Annotated in this window: 7 protein-coding genes and 2 pseudogenes; 6 read left to right on the forward strand and 3 right to left on the reverse strand. The window is 60.9% G+C overall.

Translation table 11 applies throughout. From position 1 onward, the window contains the following. Positions 1–252: 252 nt before the first annotated feature. Positions 253–2,046 (reverse strand): annotated as a pseudogene (locus CQ14_RS47890) (Ulp1 family isopeptidase); the annotation flags it as partial. A 123-nt stretch (positions 2,047–2,169) separates the two neighbouring features. Between CQ14_RS47890 and CQ14_RS25675 the strand changes: the two are divergent. From CQ14_RS25675 to CQ14_RS25680, 3 genes are all read left to right on the forward strand, one after another. Then, the gene (locus tag CQ14_RS25675) at positions 2,170–2,358 is read left to right on the forward strand and encodes a hypothetical protein (RefSeq protein ID WP_057860633.1); all 189 of its coding nucleotides are present in this window, start codon (positions 2,170–2,172) and stop codon (positions 2,356–2,358) included. A gap of 566 nt (positions 2,359–2,924) precedes the next feature. Further along, positions 2,925–3,296, forward strand: a complete 372-nt coding sequence (locus CQ14_RS42530; protein WP_082650030.1) for a transposase — start codon at positions 2,925–2,927, stop codon at positions 3,294–3,296. Beyond that, a complete protein-coding gene (locus CQ14_RS25680) occupies positions 3,289–3,546 on the forward strand; it encodes an IS3 family transposase (RefSeq protein WP_082650031.1) in 258 nt (85 codons plus the stop codon). The genes CQ14_RS42530 and CQ14_RS25680 overlap by 8 nt, the downstream gene beginning before the upstream one ends. 91 nt (positions 3,547–3,637) lie before the next feature. Here the strand turns inward: CQ14_RS25680 and CQ14_RS25685 are convergent, their stop codons facing one another. Both CQ14_RS25685 and CQ14_RS43865 read right to left on the reverse strand, forming a co-directional pair. Then, positions 3,638–5,671, reverse strand: coding sequence for a secretin N-terminal domain-containing protein (locus CQ14_RS25685; RefSeq protein ID WP_199805616.1), 2,034 nt, complete (start codon positions 5,669–5,671; stop codon positions 3,638–3,640). 800 nt (positions 5,672–6,471) lie between these two features. After that, on the reverse strand, positions 6,472–6,678 hold the full coding sequence (locus tag CQ14_RS43865) for a hypothetical protein (protein ID WP_057860637.1): 207 nt from the start codon (positions 6,676–6,678) through the stop codon (positions 6,472–6,474). Between the two features lie 1,600 nt (positions 6,679–8,278). Between CQ14_RS43865 and CQ14_RS48325 the strand changes: the two are divergent. The 3 genes and pseudogenes from CQ14_RS48325 to CQ14_RS45345 form a co-directional block, all read left to right on the forward strand. Next, a pseudogene (locus tag CQ14_RS48325) lies at positions 8,279–15,943 on the forward strand (shikimate kinase); the annotation flags it as partial. Between the two features lie 87 nt (positions 15,944–16,030). Then, complete coding sequence (locus CQ14_RS48330) at positions 16,031–16,798, forward strand: Ulp1 family isopeptidase (RefSeq protein WP_430650218.1); 768 nt, start codon at positions 16,031–16,033, stop codon at positions 16,796–16,798. A gap of 758 nt (positions 16,799–17,556) precedes the next feature. Continuing rightward, positions 17,557–17,810: hypothetical protein (locus CQ14_RS45345; protein WP_210183171.1), on the forward strand; the 254-nt coding region annotated here is incomplete at its 3' end.

The raw sequence follows: 17,810 nt of genomic DNA on the forward strand, positions 1-17,810 counted from the left end.
CTTGGTCCACTCCCCGCCAAAATTCTGTCGAATCAACGCTTCGTGTCGAGGGGCCCGCTCGATCCGCCGGATCATTCGCTCGCGAATGTCCGGGAGCGGTGCTCAATCGTCGTTGGAGTTGCCGCCGATCGGCGACGACTTCGTCGAGGTTCCAGAGGTTTGGCTGCGGTCCTCCCGCCAATCGCCTAACCAGCTCTCGGGTGCCGTCCACGACGAAGACGCCGCAATCGTAACCGTTCCGCTGCTGGCGTNGTCGGCGTTCAACCGGGCGGCGAGCCTGGCGGCAACATTGTCGTTACGTCCCCCGAAGGAGTCGTAGTGATAGGCCACCGACCGTTCCCGATCGCGGCGATCAACCAACAGCAGCGACCAATGGGTGCCGCGGCTTGTAGCGCTGGCATCGTTCACCGGCAAGAATAGGAAGTCGGCCGTATCGTTACCATAGCGATCATAAAGGACACGCTGGAGTGCGCGCAGCATGTCATCATGGGCACCCTCGCGCAGCTGGTGGGCTATGAGCGGATCCACGAAACGCGTCCGGGCGGCGAGAACCGGATTGTCTCTCTGCAGCTCCTGCTGCAGGAGAGTGAAATCCGCCAGGATATGCTCGTCCCCCAGCCACTCGTCTCCGTCAAGCGCTAATCCGCTGCGGCCCTGGAGCGAAATATCAACCTGCTGCTCCTCCGGAGAGGAGGTCAGATCGACCAGCGAGGCAACGTCGGACCGCCTCTGCGGCGAAAGCCCGGCGGGCCCGCCGAGAGCTTCCTGCTGCTCGACCAATAGATGTGGCATTCCATGGAGGACATTCACCGCTTTGCGCACGCGGTCGCTACCATGCGCAATGACATCGGCCATCAAGGACGATTGGTTGAACCGATCAGCAATTGCTCCCCGATTGTTTGCAGCGCACCAGCGAGCGAAAGCGCGAAGAGAGGTTGAATAGGCTCTTGCGGTCTCTGGCTTGCGCCAACTCGCGAGGCAGGCGCTGTGGAAGCGCTCAATGAGATCTACGTCTTGGCTATAGGGGCAAACTGGCGCCGAACTCTCCTCTTTGCTGTTGCGGAGTGCCCTCAGTGCGGTGAGCAAATTTTTGTCAATTGCCTTGGCTTCCGCATCTAACGCCGGGTCGTTAAGCCGATCGGACAACGACTGACCCTTCTCGGCCAGTGCACGAGAGAGACGTCGAAGCTTGCTTACACTTCCATCCGCGTTCGCTTTCTCAACTCGGTTTTTATACCATTCGATAAGCTCCGCGTCCTCGCTGTTGAGGTCCGCCGAGGGATTGACGCGGGTAACGTGTTGCCCCTTTTGTCTGAGGAGCGACCTCAGTGCGCTAACCGTTTCGTAACTGATCGCCCTGGCTTCCGCATCTAACGCCGGGTCGTTGAGCCGATCGGACAACGACTGACCCTTCTCACCCAATGTACGAGAGAGACTTCGAAGCCTGCTTATACTTGAATCCTTTCTCCCTTTCTCAACTCCCTTTTTGAGAATAAGTTGGCCTTTATACCATTCGATAAGCTCCGCGTCCTCGCTAGGCAGGTCCGGCAAGGGATTGCTGCGGGTATTGTGTTGCTCGTTCGAGAGACCAGAAGTTTTGTTTCTGCTACCTCCTCCGATCGAGCGAAGTCCTGACTTGAGCTTTGACAGCCATGAATGCTTAGTCTTCGGCACCGAAGTGTTCTCGTTGGGCGCCGTGTACCGCATGCTAGCAAACCCTTCGGCTCGAAGACTGGATTGCGGCACGCCGGCTGGATAGTCCAGTGAAGCTCTGGGGAAGTCGACACTGTGGCGACCACTGATAAACCGGCCAGGCTGCAGGTCGGAGTGCGACGGTTGCCGCATCGACCCCCCGATATCAACGCGCCGGACTCCAGGCGCCTGTTCGGGGCTGGATTCGCACCCATCAGAGGCACAGAGCTGCAACCCGCCAGGCTGCTCCTCAACGCTCGGCTGGTCATCAGGCACGTTCTCCGCCTGCTGCGCTGCCAGCTGCATGTACCAGCTTTTCCAAGCTCCGGTGTCCGGAAAAAAGCCGCCATCCATAATGGTTCTCCTCAGGAATATCTCATCGCTGCCTTACGTGGGATCACGTAACCATTCACTCTGTCCCAGACAAATAGGGAGTGCTTATGGGGACATACTAATCCCGTCGCAGGACTGGTCGCATTGAGGCTGGGGCCCACGATTGCGGGCAAGATCGGCTGCACGCTGCAGACGCTGCATGACCTAGTCAAGAAGGCCGACATCGACAACCGGCAGCGGGCAGGCGGTTCGACGGACATGACCGAGAAGCTCAAGCCCGTAACAGCGGCCCACGAGCTGGTAGGCGAGAAGCTCCACGCCAAGATCGGATAACTGACGCTCGAACGAGATTTCTTAGCCAGGGGGCCGGACGATGATCGTCAAGGATTGCTTTCAGCGCGATCATGAGAGTCTATCAATCCGCCGGCAGTGCCAGCTGCAGAGCTTTGCGCGATCGAGCGTCACCGGCCGCCGCGGCCGGCCAATGACAACGACCTTGAGCTGTCGACCAGCGGTTCACGGCCTGACCGTTCCTGGGCTCGCCGTGGATGACGGTGATGCTCAATGGCGATGGCTGTCGCATCAATCGCAAGCGCGTTCTCTGATCAGGCATTGCTGATGCCAAGGTTTTTTCGATCGGGACGCGACTTTCTCGGCCTGGGGCGGGCGCGTCCCGCAGCAGAACTCGAGCGGGGGCAAGCACAAGTTATTGCCCCATAAGTAATCGCTATTTGTCTGGCACCCCGCCTCCAAACCAGGCGCCCAACAACGAATCACAACAGATTCTGCCGATTCAAAACTTCGTCCGCGGCGGCTCGCTCAAATGCGACGTCAAATGTGTGAACCTCCTAAGAATTGATGGACACCTGTAGTAAGCTCGAAGAGCCAGGAGGTGTCGGATGGAAGGACGTCAACGTCGGTCGTTTACGGACCACTACAAGCGGCAAGCGGATGATCTCGTAGCGTCGAGCGGGCGCTCGATCGGATCTGTGGCCAAGGAGCTTGGCCTGCCGGATTTCGTGCTGCAGCGGTGGGTGGAGCAGCGAGGGGCCCGGCTGGAGTCGACGGCGGTGACGCGGCGCCCCACAACGCAGGCGACGCTGCCGTCGGCGGACCACGCGGCAGAGATCGCGCGTTTGCAGCGTGAGAACGAGCGGTTGCGCATGGAGCGCGACATTTTAAAAAAGTCCATCGCGATCTTTGCTGGAACACGGACATTTCCGCTTCATCGAAGATCGCTGCGCCGATTATCCGGTGACACTGATGTGTGAGGTGCTCGGCGTCTCGCCGGCCGGCTATTATGCCTGGCGCTCGCGCCCGGAGAGCCGACGATCTGCCGCCAATCGTGACCTCGTCGACGACATCAGGCGGGTCTACCGCGACACCCGCGGGCGTTATGGCAGCCCGCGTATCCATGTCGAGTTGAAGGCTCAGGGCCGCGGGGCGAGCCGTGGTCGCATCCAGCGGTTGGTGCGGCATCAGGGCCATCATGGCGCGGCCACGCCGGGTGCGGACCGCTGACAGCCGCCACGACCTGCCGATCGCCCCGAATCTGCTGGACTGCAACTTTATCGCCGCAAGGCGTTCCGATCGGGAGCCTGCTTCACTCCACTTATCGGTGGAGTGTGCCTCGCATAACGCCGTCGAGCAGGGGGGCTACTAGGATCTCAGGAAACGTTTTGGGTACCGAAATGGAGCCGGTGACAGCCGGGATCGCCAGCTCTTGCGGATCTTTCGTAGCTTGCTCGCGCTTCGGTGGGGCAGGGCCTCGTTGTGGTCCGGGCGTTAGTTGGCGGCCGAGCTCGGGCGCGAGTGATTCGAACTTCGCCCGCAACTCGTCGGTCAGGGCCCCTGCCTCTGCGTCGCCATGAAGCACCAGAGGATTGAGCAACACCAGGAGCTCCGTTCGCTCTTTAGTTTGTTCAGTACGGCGGAATGCCGCTCCCAGAAGCGGAATGTTCATCAGCAAAGGAAGCCCGGAATCGGCGCGAGAGCTACTATCCTGCATCAACCCACCAATTGCTATTGTATCCCCGTTTCGTGTCGATACGGTGCTTTGGAGGCGGCGCAGCGAAATGACAGGCGACTGGACATTGGTAAGCTTGTTCTTGTTCGCGGTGCTAACCTCCTGAAAAGTGTCGAGTGTGACACTACCGCCAGCGCCAATTCTGGGCGTAACAGCCAAGATTACTCCTGTGTCGCGCAGTTCAACGTTGCTGATGATCGGAGAGCTCTCGCTTGCCGGGGATTGCGACGATCGCGACAAGATAGGGACCTGCTCGCCGACCTGGATCGTCGCCGGCTGATTGTCGACCGCGAGAATGCGTGGCGCGGATACAACCTTGACGTCCGCCACCTCGCTCAGCGCATGCAGCACAACGTTGGCACTTGTCCCGGGAAACACATAGGACAAGCCACCTTTTGGAACGGCACCCAGGCCACGGGAGGACAGAAGATAGTCCACCCCGTATCCCAGGCCATCGTTTAGCCGGACCTCCGCGACAATTGCCTGGATGAGAACCTGACGAGGCTTGACGTCAAGACGACGGATTGCGGCATCGATGATCTTGGCATCGTGCGGTGCCGCCAGAATCACAAGCGCGTTCTGGCTGCGATCCGCCTGGATCCGCACCGGCGCCGACAAACCGAGACTGGCCGGGACCGCCACCGCTTCGTGCTTTGCCTGCACCGTCTGCGTGTTCGAGTCGGAGCCTTCGTTCGCCGGGCTGGACGGGTTGAGAAGAAGGTCTGATCGTTTGAGCGGGCTTGCCACCGGCACCTTGCCGGACTCTCCGGCGGACTGTGCGGGCGCTGCTGCGACGCCCGGCTCAGCGCCGAAGATTTGCGCCAGCACCTGAGCCACTTCCGTCGCCCTTCGGTACTTCAGTGGCCGCACTTGAACGTTTGCTGCTGCCTTCGACGTCCTGTCCAGCTTCTCGATTGTCTCACGCGCGTGCTGGAGTGCCGCCGGGTCGTCGGCAATGACAAGAATGCCATTCAACCGCTCCAGTGATGCAAACCGGACTCGCGCCGGGCCCCCAGCATTCTGATTAAATAGAAAATTGAGTTCTCTCTCGACTGCGGCGGGACTTGCCTGAGCCAGGGTATACAGTGCAAAGGACTTGTGAAGCATGCTATCGATGTCCAACAGCCCTATGAGTTCACGCGCGGAACTAACGCCACCGGGCGGCCCGCTGATGGCAATGCCTCGTTGTCCGGGGGCAGGCGTCAAATGAACGTTCTCCTCGATGTTCGGTCGGATGACCTTGATGACATCGACTGGATCGACATAACGAACGGGAATTACCTTAACGTCACCGCGCCCTCCGTCGGCGAGGTCAGCCAGGCGCGCTACCCTGACTCCCCGGTCAACTGCCGCCAGTCCGTAACCGCGCTTTCCCAGTACTTCGTCCAGCAGCCGCGGAACATCACTCGCCGGAACCTTGCCGGAAGTCCGCAGCGTTATCTTTCCCTCTACGCCTGGATCGATCACAACGGGCATGGCCAGGATATTGCCGACGACGTCATTCACGACCCGCCGAATATCAGCATTGACGTAGTCCAGACTCACGCGCGTGCTATTGGCGGTGACCGGTAGCCGCCGCTCCGAGGTTTCGGCAGGCTGGGCCGACGGCTGGGTCAGCACTTCAAAGCCCCCCGCTGGCGATGCGCCCTCCGAGTATGTATGTTCGGACACGTGCCGAATGCCGCTCGGCGGGTTCAGTAGAACACTGCGCTCAGCGGTCGAGCCGGAGCCTGCGCATCCGGTGAGGAGTAGACAAAGAAACGTGAGTATCGTGGGGCGCGAAGAGGGGCACACTCGCGGAAGATGTGCATTCATTCAATGTTTCCATGTGCCGGCGCAAAGCCATCCTCTTAAGCTTTGGCGGCGCGAGCGATAATTGCGCCCGGCGCGCTCAGCGGCGAAACTTTGTCGAGGATAAGACTAATTAGCACCTTGATGATTCTTCCGAGTGCCAGTACCGGAGACCCGCCAAGCTGCAAATTAATTCATCGATATGGGTGCATAACGGGAAGTGATGGGGCCGCGAGCGCTGACGTAACAGATAAAGCTCGTGCTCGTTGAAGCTGCCCTTGCGCCGGGGCAGAGCCGCCTTTCCCGTGCCTTGGCGCATCGATGGTCTCCTGGATGACCAGGAGCGGTATCCACCACGCGGCACATCTCGATGAGTTGCTGCCAATCTCGGCTGTTGCGGGGCCCGAGATCTCGCGGACGCAAACCGCACCAACCCCTGCCAGGGCAAACCTCCGCTACCATTCGCTCCAAACCAGCGCGTTGTATGCCGCCGGCGGCTGAACGAGCGCGATCATCATCGATCACTTCAACCCCTGACCACCCGAGTGCCGTCAGCCGCTCCCGCATGGCTATTACACGCGCGCTGCTCTCGCGATTGGGCAGCACCTGATGCGCCGGGGATTGACGCACTAATGAATCTTTGCGCTCCAGATGATGAGGCCACATCCTGCAGAGATCATGATCGATCTCCTTAGCGGCAGCGTTGCTGTCCTCGCAGCATAGCCTTGGATCGACTGCGTCACCAGGCTCATGAGGGCCGGGCTTTCCGCCGGCAGGTCCAGCCATGCGGGTGCGCCGATGACGCCGTTCGACAGGCCACTCCCGAACATATCCATCTGCGGTTGCCTTGGTCGATTCTGTCGGTATCCGCTCCCTGACATTGCGGTCTGCTCACGCTTCTCGCGGCGTGATGTCGGCAAATTGGAGCGGCCTGTGGAATTCAAGCAGCAAACCGGGCCACCGGTTTTGCGGCTGCGTCCATTTCCCGAGGGATCTGCAACGCTCTCGTCAGCCATAGGCGCGAAATATGACCCCAGAACGAGCATCTATTTGTTCTGGCCGCAGTGAATTTCTATCATCAAGCGCCGGGCGTTACATTTGCCGGTTCGGCCGCGAGCGAGCTTCCTCCAATGAAAGCCAAACAATGCGTCCCATGGAATACGCGGACCAACCTCTTGGCATCCCGGTTCCGATGGAATGGTGGTTAAGCCATCTGCGGCGCCTGCTCTTCTGGCGCCCGCAGGCGTCAGGTACGGCTCAAGCCGACCCAATCATCTGCAGGCCCCCTTATGGATCGGAAGCCTTGAATGGCCTGTCCCGCTCTTTTGGGCGGCGCTTCGCATTCCCGGCGCGATTGTTCAGCCCGTTGCATGCCCCATCGCGACGACTTCCAGATCCACCTTTGCCGACTTCCGGGATCGCCAGGTGGAAGGGCGCCATCGTCCCGAGTTGAACAATCGATGTCAAATCTCGCGGGCAGTTTTAGCATCGATTCATGCGAAGCCGCAGCAGTGGCCACAATGCTTTGCACGGCTGCGCTGCAAGCAGGTGCGGTTTACGTCAGATGCAAGGCAAGGGCATGGTCGATGCGAGTGCGCCGGCGATTGTGCAAGGCGAATGACGATCGCCGCTGCCCGGTCGTGACGAGTAGCGTCGGCTCGGCGGTGAAGGGGCTGCTCTGAGAGCATCGAAATAAAGCCGGTGGATGAGCCACGGCACGGAGGCGGAATATGACGCGAGTTGACGGACGCTCCGGGCCAGAGACCTATTGGTCCCGCCCTGAAGACCATGGTGTTGGAGAAGGTGGATCGACGCTCGAGTCCGCCGCGCAGGACGTGCGCCCTGAGGATCGGGATGTGGGCGCCGGCTCAAAAGCCAATTTCGGCCCGCGATGTCCGACCCCGCACGTCGGTCGACTGCTCGCCTGGCGCGCTCGCCGGCCGACCCGCTCCGCACCATTTGCCGCCCGGCAGTGCCCCCGTTCGGGAAGCAAGTTCGTTGCGGTCCGGTTCCGACCGATCGAGGAGCTCACGACAGCGGATCTCCTCCTCGCGTAGACAATCGGTATCCGACCTGGAGCGGTACCCAAAAAGGCGGCGCGTGGATCGTGTTGCTGTCGCCAGGCAGGACACGCAAGATGCTGTTTCGGAAGAACAATCAAACGCAGCTCTACAGGCAATTTATTTCGCGCGTGACATCGGTGGATTCTCATGCGCAGTGGTGGAGTATAATAAACGGTTGCGGGCGGCGGGCGACAGGGTCCATGCGGACTTCATGCAAAAAGCCGCCGAACGGTTCAGAACCAAATTTGTCACTCGCTTCGAGGACGATGTCCGCCGGAGGCAATCATGGGGTTACGCGACGGCATGCAGTGCAGTAGCCAGCGAGCCCGGAGGCCAGGAAGGCGTAGAAGCGTGCAAGGCGATGGCAGCCCGCATGGCGCGGCTTGATGACGTGCGACTGCGTGAAGTCGAACCCAGAGCTCTTTCGCTCCTGGCCGCATCATTTGGTCGGTATCCGCAGTCCAGGACGTGCCGCAACGGAACGATCGGAATCGCCGAATGTTGCCGCGATGAAGACAGGGCACTTGGGGCGCTGAATAGTCAAAGCCTGTCGTTGCTGGTGAATGGTTTCAGCAAGTGGCCGGAGCGGGTGGAAACTCGCCAGGGCGCGGAAGCCGTCGCCCGTGAGGTCCGTCGTCGCGCCGACCGCCGGTTCCGGCTTTCCGATTTTTCCCAGCAACACCTGTCGAACCTTGTGAACGGTTTGAGCAAGTGGCCACAGGCCGCCGATTGTCGCGATGCTATGGTCGCTCTCGCCGGTGAGATCGTTCGCCGCAGTGGCAGTGACTTGAGGCTCGCCCCCTTTGATCACCAGGGCTTGGCGAACCTGGTGAGCGGTTTCAGCAAGTGCCCGGAAGAGGAGGTCTTTCGTCAAGCCACAGTTGCGATCGCGGGTGAGGTCCTGCGCCGCGACCGCCGTGCCCGGCTCTCTGAATTCAATCACCAGGAACTGGCGAGCGCGGTGCAGGGTTTCGGCAAATGGCCGGAAGAGGCGGCCTCTCGCGAAGCTGCGGGCGCCATTGCCGGCGAGGTCGTGCGTCGTGACCGCCGTGACCGGCTTCCAGAATTTGACCACCAGGACCTGGGAAGACTGGTGAACGGCTTCACGAAATGGCCCGAAGAGGGGTGGTCCCGTCAGGCTACGAGAGTGATTGCAAATGAGATCGGCCGCCGTGCCGTCCAAGGCAGGCCCGCGCTCTCAGATTTCAATCACCAGGACCTGACAAATTTGGTCCATGGTTTTAGCAGATGTCCGGATGAGGCGGTCTATCGCCAAGCCATCGTCATGATCGCCATCGAACTCTCTCGCCGCGCTCGCGAGGAAGAACTCTCTCATTTCACGCCGCAGGACCTTTCGCTCCTGGTGAACGGCTTCAGCAGATGCCCGCAGGATCGGGATTGCCGGCAAGCCACAATCGTGATCGCCGGCGAAGTCTTTCGCCTCCGCAGCCAGCTGTCTGAGTTTTCCTATCAGGATCTGACGAACCTAGTGAACGGTTTCAGCAAGTGGCCCGACGGGACGCACTGTCGCGAGGCTGCGGTCGCAATTGCTAGTGAGATCCTTCGCCGCGAGACCCAATTGTCTCATCTTTCCCGGCAGGGGCTCGCGACGTTGATAAACGGGTTCAGCAAATGGCCGCAAGAGACGGTGTCCCGACAAGCCACGCTCGCCATTGCAGGTGAGGTCTGTCGCCGCGCCGCGGGCGGCGAGTTCGGGCTGTTTGATTTCAATGCCCGGGACCTGGCGAACCTGACGAACGGAGTCAGCAAGTGGCCGCAGGAGGCAGCCGCTCAGCAAGTCGCCGGCTTGATAGCCAGCGAGATCGTTCGCCGTGCCGAACTCACTGACTTTGCTCCGCAGGAGCTCGCGAACCTGGTGAACGGCTTCAGCAAGTGGCCGGACGGGCCGCACTGTCGCGAGGCCGCGGTCGCGATCGCCACTGAGGTCATTCGCCGTGACGACCCGTTATCCCATCTTCCCCGGCGGGCGCTGGGGACATTGGTGAACGCGTTCAGCAAGTGGCCGCACGAGGCGGCGTCTCGCCAGGCCACAATCGCGGTCGCCAGTGAGGTCATTTGCTGGTCCAGTAGCGACTACGGCCTCTTTGATTTCAGTCACCAGGACCTGGCGAACCTGGTGAACGGAATCAGCAAGTGGCCGCAAGAGACGGCGTCTCTCCAAGCCACAGTCGCGATCGCCGGTGAGGTCCATCGCCGCTCCGCGCGCGGCGGGTTCGAGCTCTCCGACTTTAACGGACAGGACGTGGCTAACGTGGTGAACGGCTTCAGCAAGTGGCCGGAACAGACGGGGTGTCAGCAAGCTGCGAACGCGATCGCTCGTGAGGTTCTTCGGCGCGGCATCCAGCCCTTTAACTTCACTCACCAACACCTCGTTAATCTGGTGAACGGTTTCAGCAAGTGGCCGCGCGAAGCGGATTGTCCCGAAGCGACGTTCTCAATCGCGGAGGAGATCTCCCGCCGCCTGCTCGCCGATTTTGCTCCGCACGAACTGGCGAATTTGGTCAACGGTTTTTGCAAGTGGCCGCACGTGGCGGCATGTCAACAAGCCGCGAATGCGATCGCGCATGAGGTCCTCCGCCGCGGCGTCCCGCTCTCCGCCTTTAATGCCCAGGACCTGGCTAATCTGGTTAACGGTTTCAGCAAGTGGCCCGACGTGGCGGGCTGTCGGGACGCGACGCTCGCAATTGCAGGAGTGGTCCATTTGCGCCAGCTGTCTGACTTTGCTCCGCAGGGACTGGCGAACATGGTGAACGGCTTCAGTAAATGGCCGGAAGAGGCGCCATCTCAGCAAGCCACAGTTGCGATCGCTCGCGAGGTCCGCCGCAGCCGCGCCCGGCTCTTTACCCGCCAGCACTTGGCTAGTCTGGTGAACGGTTTCAGCAGATGGCCGGAAGCGCCGGACTGCCGGGACGCCACCGGCGTCATCGCAGGGGAGGTTCTTGACCGCGACGTCTGGCTCCGTGACTTTACCTCGCAGCAATTGGCGAACCTGGTCAATGGCTTCAGCAAGTGGCCGGAATCGCCGAATCCTCGCGAAGCCACATTCGCGGTCGCGCGTGAGGTCCTTGGCCGCGCTTCCCGGCTGCGTGATTTTACTGCCCAGGAGCTGGCTAATCTGGTGAACGGCTTCAGCAAGTGGCCGGAATCGCCGAATCCTCGCGACGCCGCATTTGCGGTCGCAGGTGAGGTCCTTGGCCGCGCCGAACTGTCTGATTTTGCCCCGCAGCAGCTGGCGAACCTGGCGAACGGCTTCAGCAAGTGGCCGGAAGCGCCGCTCTCTCGCGATGTCACATCTGCGATCGCCGATAACGTCCTTCGCCGCGCCGACCTCTCTGATTTTGCCCCTCAGGGACTGGCAAACCTCGTGAACGGTTTCAGCAAGTGGCCGGACGGGGAAAACTGCCGCAAAGCCACGGTCGCAATCGCCGGGGAGACCCATCAGCGCGCGCTCACTGATTTCGCTCCGCAGCAACTGGCGAACCTGGTGAATGGCTTCAGCAAGTGGGCGGACGAAGCGGCGTGCCGGCAGTCCACGATGGATATCGCGCAAGGATTGGGTGCTCGAGGGCAACGATTCGGTGTGTTCACCACGCCTGAGCTGAGTATGCTCGCCAATGCGTTGTCGCGAACCATCCTGAGTGCAGAGGATAGAGGGGAGATTACGGACGCCGTTCTGCCAAAGGACCGGTTGCACAAACTCGCCCACTATCTCCACTATGATGCTGATCGCCTGGCGCAGGCCGACGTGCTGGACATCGCAACCATTTTCAAGGCGCTGGGCAAGGCGCGGCTGTCTGATGATCTCGGTTTGCTCGCACCGACAGGCTTGTCCCGGCTCGCGCAATTGCGCCAAGCCGCCGATTTTGGCATCCGGAACAACCTGGAGACCATGGGCAATCTGTGCGCAGCCCTGCTGCCGCTGGCGCGCAGCCCACAGAAGTCACTGCGCTGGCACCGCAGGCAGGCTCTCAACCTGCTCAACGATCTCCAACCCATGATCGAACACAAGATCGAGGCGCATCTGAACGCAGGCCATGCCGAGCGGACCCGTGGGCCGCTTGCGAGCCGCCGCCCCGCTTTATCGATCTATCAAACGCTTAAAGCGCGTGCCGTCCTGGAGAGATTGTTCAGGTCGCCATATGTCGAGGGCAACAGGCCCGATCTACGGATCAGGCAGGACGCGTTGCAGCACGGGACCAGACAAATCCTGGCTGGCGCGCGCGACTTGATTCAGGGCGATCTTTCCACAATGAGCTGGAATCTGATCGCGCAGATCGAAGCGGACAGTCCAGTGGATGCGCTGGACGCCTTCATGGAGCAGGATTCGGCGGAGATCCAGGCGCAACATCCTGCGTCGGTCTTCAACATGCATCAGGTCTTGCGAGCCATGGACCACGCGCCAAGGCCCGCCGCAGGGCGAGGCCGGACTGATGCCGCTGCCCGTGGTGGACATGCAGGGGCGGCCGCTGGCCAAAGAGCCGGAACGACGATATTCGACTTTTCATCGCCTGACCTCCGGGGCCGTGCCCGTTGTCGCAGTGCAACTGCCAGCGACCCCGAGCGCTTTCATGTTGGCGCGTACGGTCAGCGTCAAGGGGGTGCCATACCGTATGGACCTGTTTGGCGGCAGCAAATTAAAGCCGCCGCGACTGACCTTGTCCCAGGTTGCGGCGCGTGCTCCAGGCGAGCCGGCAACTCGCGGAGGAAAGCTGCTGGCGATTCCCTATGCCGAAACCGCTCGAGGCACGCCCTTCGAGCAGCTGTCGCGCGCCTGGGCGCCTTTCAAGGAGGCCTATTATTACACCCAGCGCAGGGGTTTTGCGGCGCCCCCGGCAATCAAAGGTCTGTCTCCTCACGACTACGCGCTGGAAGGCTCTTTCAAACTAGGGCTGCTGCCGGACCGCCCTGCCCAGGAGGAACATCCCTTCAAGTTGAGGGGGCCGGACGGCCCCATAGCGTTGCGACCGCACGACGGCTGCGGCTTCATCAAGGCCTCGCTGGCCAACCTTATGCCAGCAGTTCGTCGCGCCGGCGAGCGGGAAGGTCCTGACCGGGTGCTTGCCTTTGGTGAGGGAAGAAAGTCATCCCTGCCGGTCTCGGCCCTGCAACATTATCCGCGCAAAGAGCAAGTGGCGCATGAGGCGCTCGAGAAGGCCAGGAGTTGGCTTGAGAACCGCAAAGAGCAAAGGCTGACATCCGAGGAGCTGTTTCGCACCGTGACGGCCGCAAACATCAACGGTCTGGGCGCAGTAGCCGTCCCGTCCGCTGATGACTGCCTCCATGTGCCCACGCTGAAGGACGAGACGCTGAGTGGTGGTGGTGTGCTGATCGGGCGATCCCCTTATGACAAGCCCAACCTTCGCCCGTTCGCCCCCGACCGGGTCAGGTCGGCCGCCACCCGACCGCGTCCTTTCTCGATCGATGCGTGACGATGCAATACAGTTTCAATGTCGCTCAGAAGTCGGGGGACGAATTGGCAGCCGACGATCCGACCTTCTTTGCCAAAGGGCTTCTGATCGTGGTGCCGGATGAGATGTGGCCAGACGACTTCGCCGACCGGGGCCTGGTGATGTCCGCCGAGGACGTCAAGTGCCATTCCAGTTGGACCAATAGCAAGGACCGCGCAAGGACGGACACGCCGGTCGACTGCGTCGGCATCCTCCAGGCAACCGAGTTGTTTGCTCCGGGCTCGGTGGTTGCCGTGCCGCCCGGTGAACAGAAGAAGCTCGACGGCGACTTCGATGGGGATAGCCTCGTCATCATCGGCGACCGGCCGCAGCTTTACGAGCATGTCAGACATTTCGATCAAGAGGAGCAAGCTCGCGGACTGCGTTCGCTCAAGCCACCAAAGTCGCACACCCCGGCGATTGAGGATGGTCGCTACAAGTTCGGTCGGGCCAGCCAGATTCTCGCCGCTACGCGGAATGTTCTGGAAATCTATACCGGCTTGCAGCGAGGCTTTCTGGCTCAGTCCCATGAAGCCCGACAGTGGTTTGCCGAGCGTGCTGTCTTCGGGACGTACGAAGGAATTCACCAACAGCTCAAACGAGACATCCGGCGCCTGTTGGAGCAGGAGGAGGTGAGTGCCCAGAACGTCCAGGACATGCTCGAAAGGGCGCGGCACGAGGTTGAGCTGGCAGACCATCCAGTCGCGCGCGAGATAACCGGGTTGCTCCTCACCGAACTCGATGCATGGTCTGCGCGGCTGGATGACCATATCCTGCCCCAACAACTCCTGCCCGAAGCAGGCGCCGGTGCGGGTGAGGAACAGCTCGCAATGAGCCAACGACTTTGCGAGCTGTTTCCGGAGCTGGCGGAGACCTATCCGGCAACGGCTCAGCCACGCGACCGCGTCCAGCTTCTTATGGACCGTTACCCTGCGCGTATCGACCCGCGGCCGGATGGTTACGATCCGCAGGATCTCGTGCAAAGTGCAAAAAATCTCATGAGCCTCGGCATCAAGGTCGGGACTGACGCCTATAAATCCGACACCGGTGCTCACATCTTTATGTTCAAGAGTGGCTACCTTCACCGTCTGCTGCAACGGACACCTGGATTGAAATCGGTACCTTACACCAAGAGCATGGCGGCCAACCTCAACCAGGGGCTGTTCGACGTCGATGCGACACTGGAGGATCTCAAGGACAATCCGACGCTGGCCGCTTCAGTCATGGAAGTCTCGATCAAGCTTGCTGCCGAGCAAGGCATCCTGCCTCAACCATCGGGCCGAGAGCCTGTTGCCGATGATCCCGCCACGACAATCACATTGACTCGCGAGCAGGCCGTACAGCGCGCCCAAATGGAGGCTTCCCGCGCTCAAGCCGAAGAAAAGGCTATCACCCTGGCGGCAAACTCGGTTGCTGAATCTCTCAGGAGAGCCGGCTTCAACGTGAAGATGCCTCACTTGCGTTGGGCCTTGAGATCGATAGACTCGATGACAGAGCAGCTCATCGGAATGCAGGCTCCGATTGAGGCCGGCGCCCAGCTGATCAGCAGCGCTGTACGCCACGTCTTCGAACTTTCTGAGACGGAATTTGCACGTGCCTTCAAGAGAGCCATTCTGGCCTTCGACGAGAGCGGCTATGCCGAGGTCAGCACGACCAACTGGTTCAGGACGCGATCGCCGACCTTCGTCGGCATCAAGACCGTGCTCGCCACGCCAGAGGGCTACCGCTTCGAGCTGGAGTTCCACACCACGGACAGCTACAAGGCCAAGATCGACAATCATGATACGTACAAGGACCTGCAGAAGCTGCAGGAGTTGCAGCGAGCGAGCGGAGAGCCTCTGGACAAATCTGTAGCCGAGCAACTCCTGGAACGCGTGCGACAGACCTGCAACAAGGTTGTCATACCCGAGGGGGCCATAGAGATCCCCCACTGGGAAGCCGACGCGGATAGTACAGTTCGGGCCAGCCTGGCTCGCCGCCGGCAAGTGCTCCCCCCGAAACGCACAGCGCGCTTCGGGATGACAAGGGAGATTCGTGGCGCCCTCGGCGCGCGGCCGATCGTGCTCGTCGGCATGATGGGAGCAGGGAAATCCAGTCTTGGCCGTGCGCTCGCCAAGCGACTGGAGTTGAGGTTCATCGATTCCGATAAGGAGATCGAGGCAAAGACCGGCAAGTCCATAACCCGAATCTTCGCTGAGGACGGCGAGGCGCATTTCAGGAATCTTGAGGTGAATGAGATCAGGCACGCGCTCGAACAAGGGCCAGCCGTGCTTGCGACTGGTGGTGGAGCATTCATGATCGAGGAAGTCCGGGATCATATCGGCCGGAAAGCGGTTTCGATCTGGCTCAATACCAACGAGGACGTGATCAGGCAGAACCTGAGGCATAACACCAAGCGTCCCAAGGTGCGAACCGCCGATCAAGACCAGACCATTTCGGACCTGATGCAGGTGCGCAATCCTGTCTATCGGCTTGCCAATCTCACGATCGCCCCGCAGCACCGGCGGGATCTCAAGAGCGCGGATGCTTGCATGACGGCGCTGCACGCCTATCTCTGCGACGCAGGGCAGGGGACTCGGCAGGCCGGCTTGTTCCAGGAGCTTCCTGTTGCGCCAGGCTCTCAAAATGCGGGAGCTTCGGGTATCATCGTGGAGCAGATGCGGGCCGCCGCCTCATCATCAGCGAGGGTTCAATCGTCAGGCATCCACGCCAGCCGCGAGGCTCCGGTTGATTCGCCATCCACATCGCACGCGCTGCATGATGAGGCTTTGCGGCTGCCCTCGACGAAAGCTCCGGATGCTCGCACGGAAGCCTTGGATTCCACAGCCTCGCTCCAGGGACGCAGCCTCGTGCTCGGCGCCGAGGAATGGCTGGGCGACGAGCATATAACGGCGGATTATGCGTTGATGGAGCAGGAATTGCAGAGGGAGAACCCGGGTCTGGCAGCGCAGATCCGGCTCGTGCCGCCCGCGCCAGTTCAACTGTTGCGCTTGGCAGAGAACATGAACGACGTAGAAGAAACTCTCAGGGGGATCGTCAGGGACCACAATGGTAACGAAGCGAATTTTTTGTTGCTGCCGGTGAACGATGGCGAAGCTGGTGGGGGAGGCACCCATTGGTCCCTGCTGCTCGTTGATCGCCGCCTGCCCGAACGGATACACGCCTATCACTACGACTCAGGCCGGGACAAGAACCGGGCCGTCGCAGAAGAGCTTGGAGCACGGCTGGGCGCCTGCCTCAGGATAGCCGCCATGGCCCAGCAGCAGAACGGCTTTGATTGCGGCGTGTTCGTGCTCCGGGCCACGCGGACGCTGGTTAGACGTTTGGCGGAAGGACAGCGGCCAGAGGAGCTGCACCTCGACAACATCGCCGCAGATCGGCAGGCCTTGCGGGACCGACTGAGCGCTTTTTCCCGGTTAGGCTGATGAAGCTGATGGGAATACTACGCCGATGCCAAGCCCGGGAGGATCCCGCTCTCGCTCATGGAGAAGATCAGGCGGCCGTTCAACAACCATATGGATCGAGCCTCGCCCGATCCTTCGTTGAGCTGGGCAGTCCTGGTGTTCACGGGCTCACGAGCGCGCTTCTCTCGCCGGCGATAGCATTCGGGCGTTCGTTTCAGAGTGCAGGCGCGTTTTTTTCCTGGCCGGCATTCTCACACTGGCCTCTTCCGAATGACAGGACACCTGCAGCAAGCTCATCGAGCCGGAGGTGTCGAATGGAACGTCAAGGTCGGTCGCCTACCTGCAAGGATAAGCGTCAGGCCATTGACCTGCCATCGTCGAGCGATCGCTCGATCTCGTTGGCCGGCAAGACCCACGGTCCCTGTGCCCCCGGTATGAGGTGGACCCCGATGTTGGGCCACCTGCTTAGTTTGATAGACGGAGCGCAAGATGACGACGAAGACGCAAGATCGACGCGGCCCTGAAAGCAAAGATCGCGCTGGAAGAGGCGGGGGAGTGAACACGGTGACCGATCTGGCACCGGAGCTACGAGGTCCAGACGAACCAGATCAATGCCTGGAAGACGCAATTGGTGGACCAGGGGGCCGGGGCCTTTGATGCGGTGCCCGGCAGGAGAGCGAGCACGCGCAAACCCGATATCGAGAAGATGGATCGTTCACTTGCATCCGAGGGCTGCGACACAGGTTGACAGGTGGAATGCTGATGCTCTCAGGACAAATATGACAGCAGCATCCCAACGCGAGCACAGATGTAAGGACGCTCGCGACGCCATCAAGAGAACGCAGCCAGGCCACGGCATCGACTTGCGTCCCTCAATCCTGCGTCTCGTCTTCGTCATGGTTCGCTCCGTGTATCAAACCGAGCAGCCGAGTCCTGAAACCCCCGCTCCTTTCAATGCAGGGCATAGCGCGATCAGCTGGACCGATATCGAAAATGTATTTGCTTCTGGTCGGCCCCAAGCAGATCAAAGGGG

Source organism: Bradyrhizobium lablabi (assembly GCF_001440475.1).
Classification (GTDB): domain Bacteria; phylum Pseudomonadota; class Alphaproteobacteria; order Rhizobiales; family Xanthobacteraceae; genus Bradyrhizobium; species Bradyrhizobium lablabi.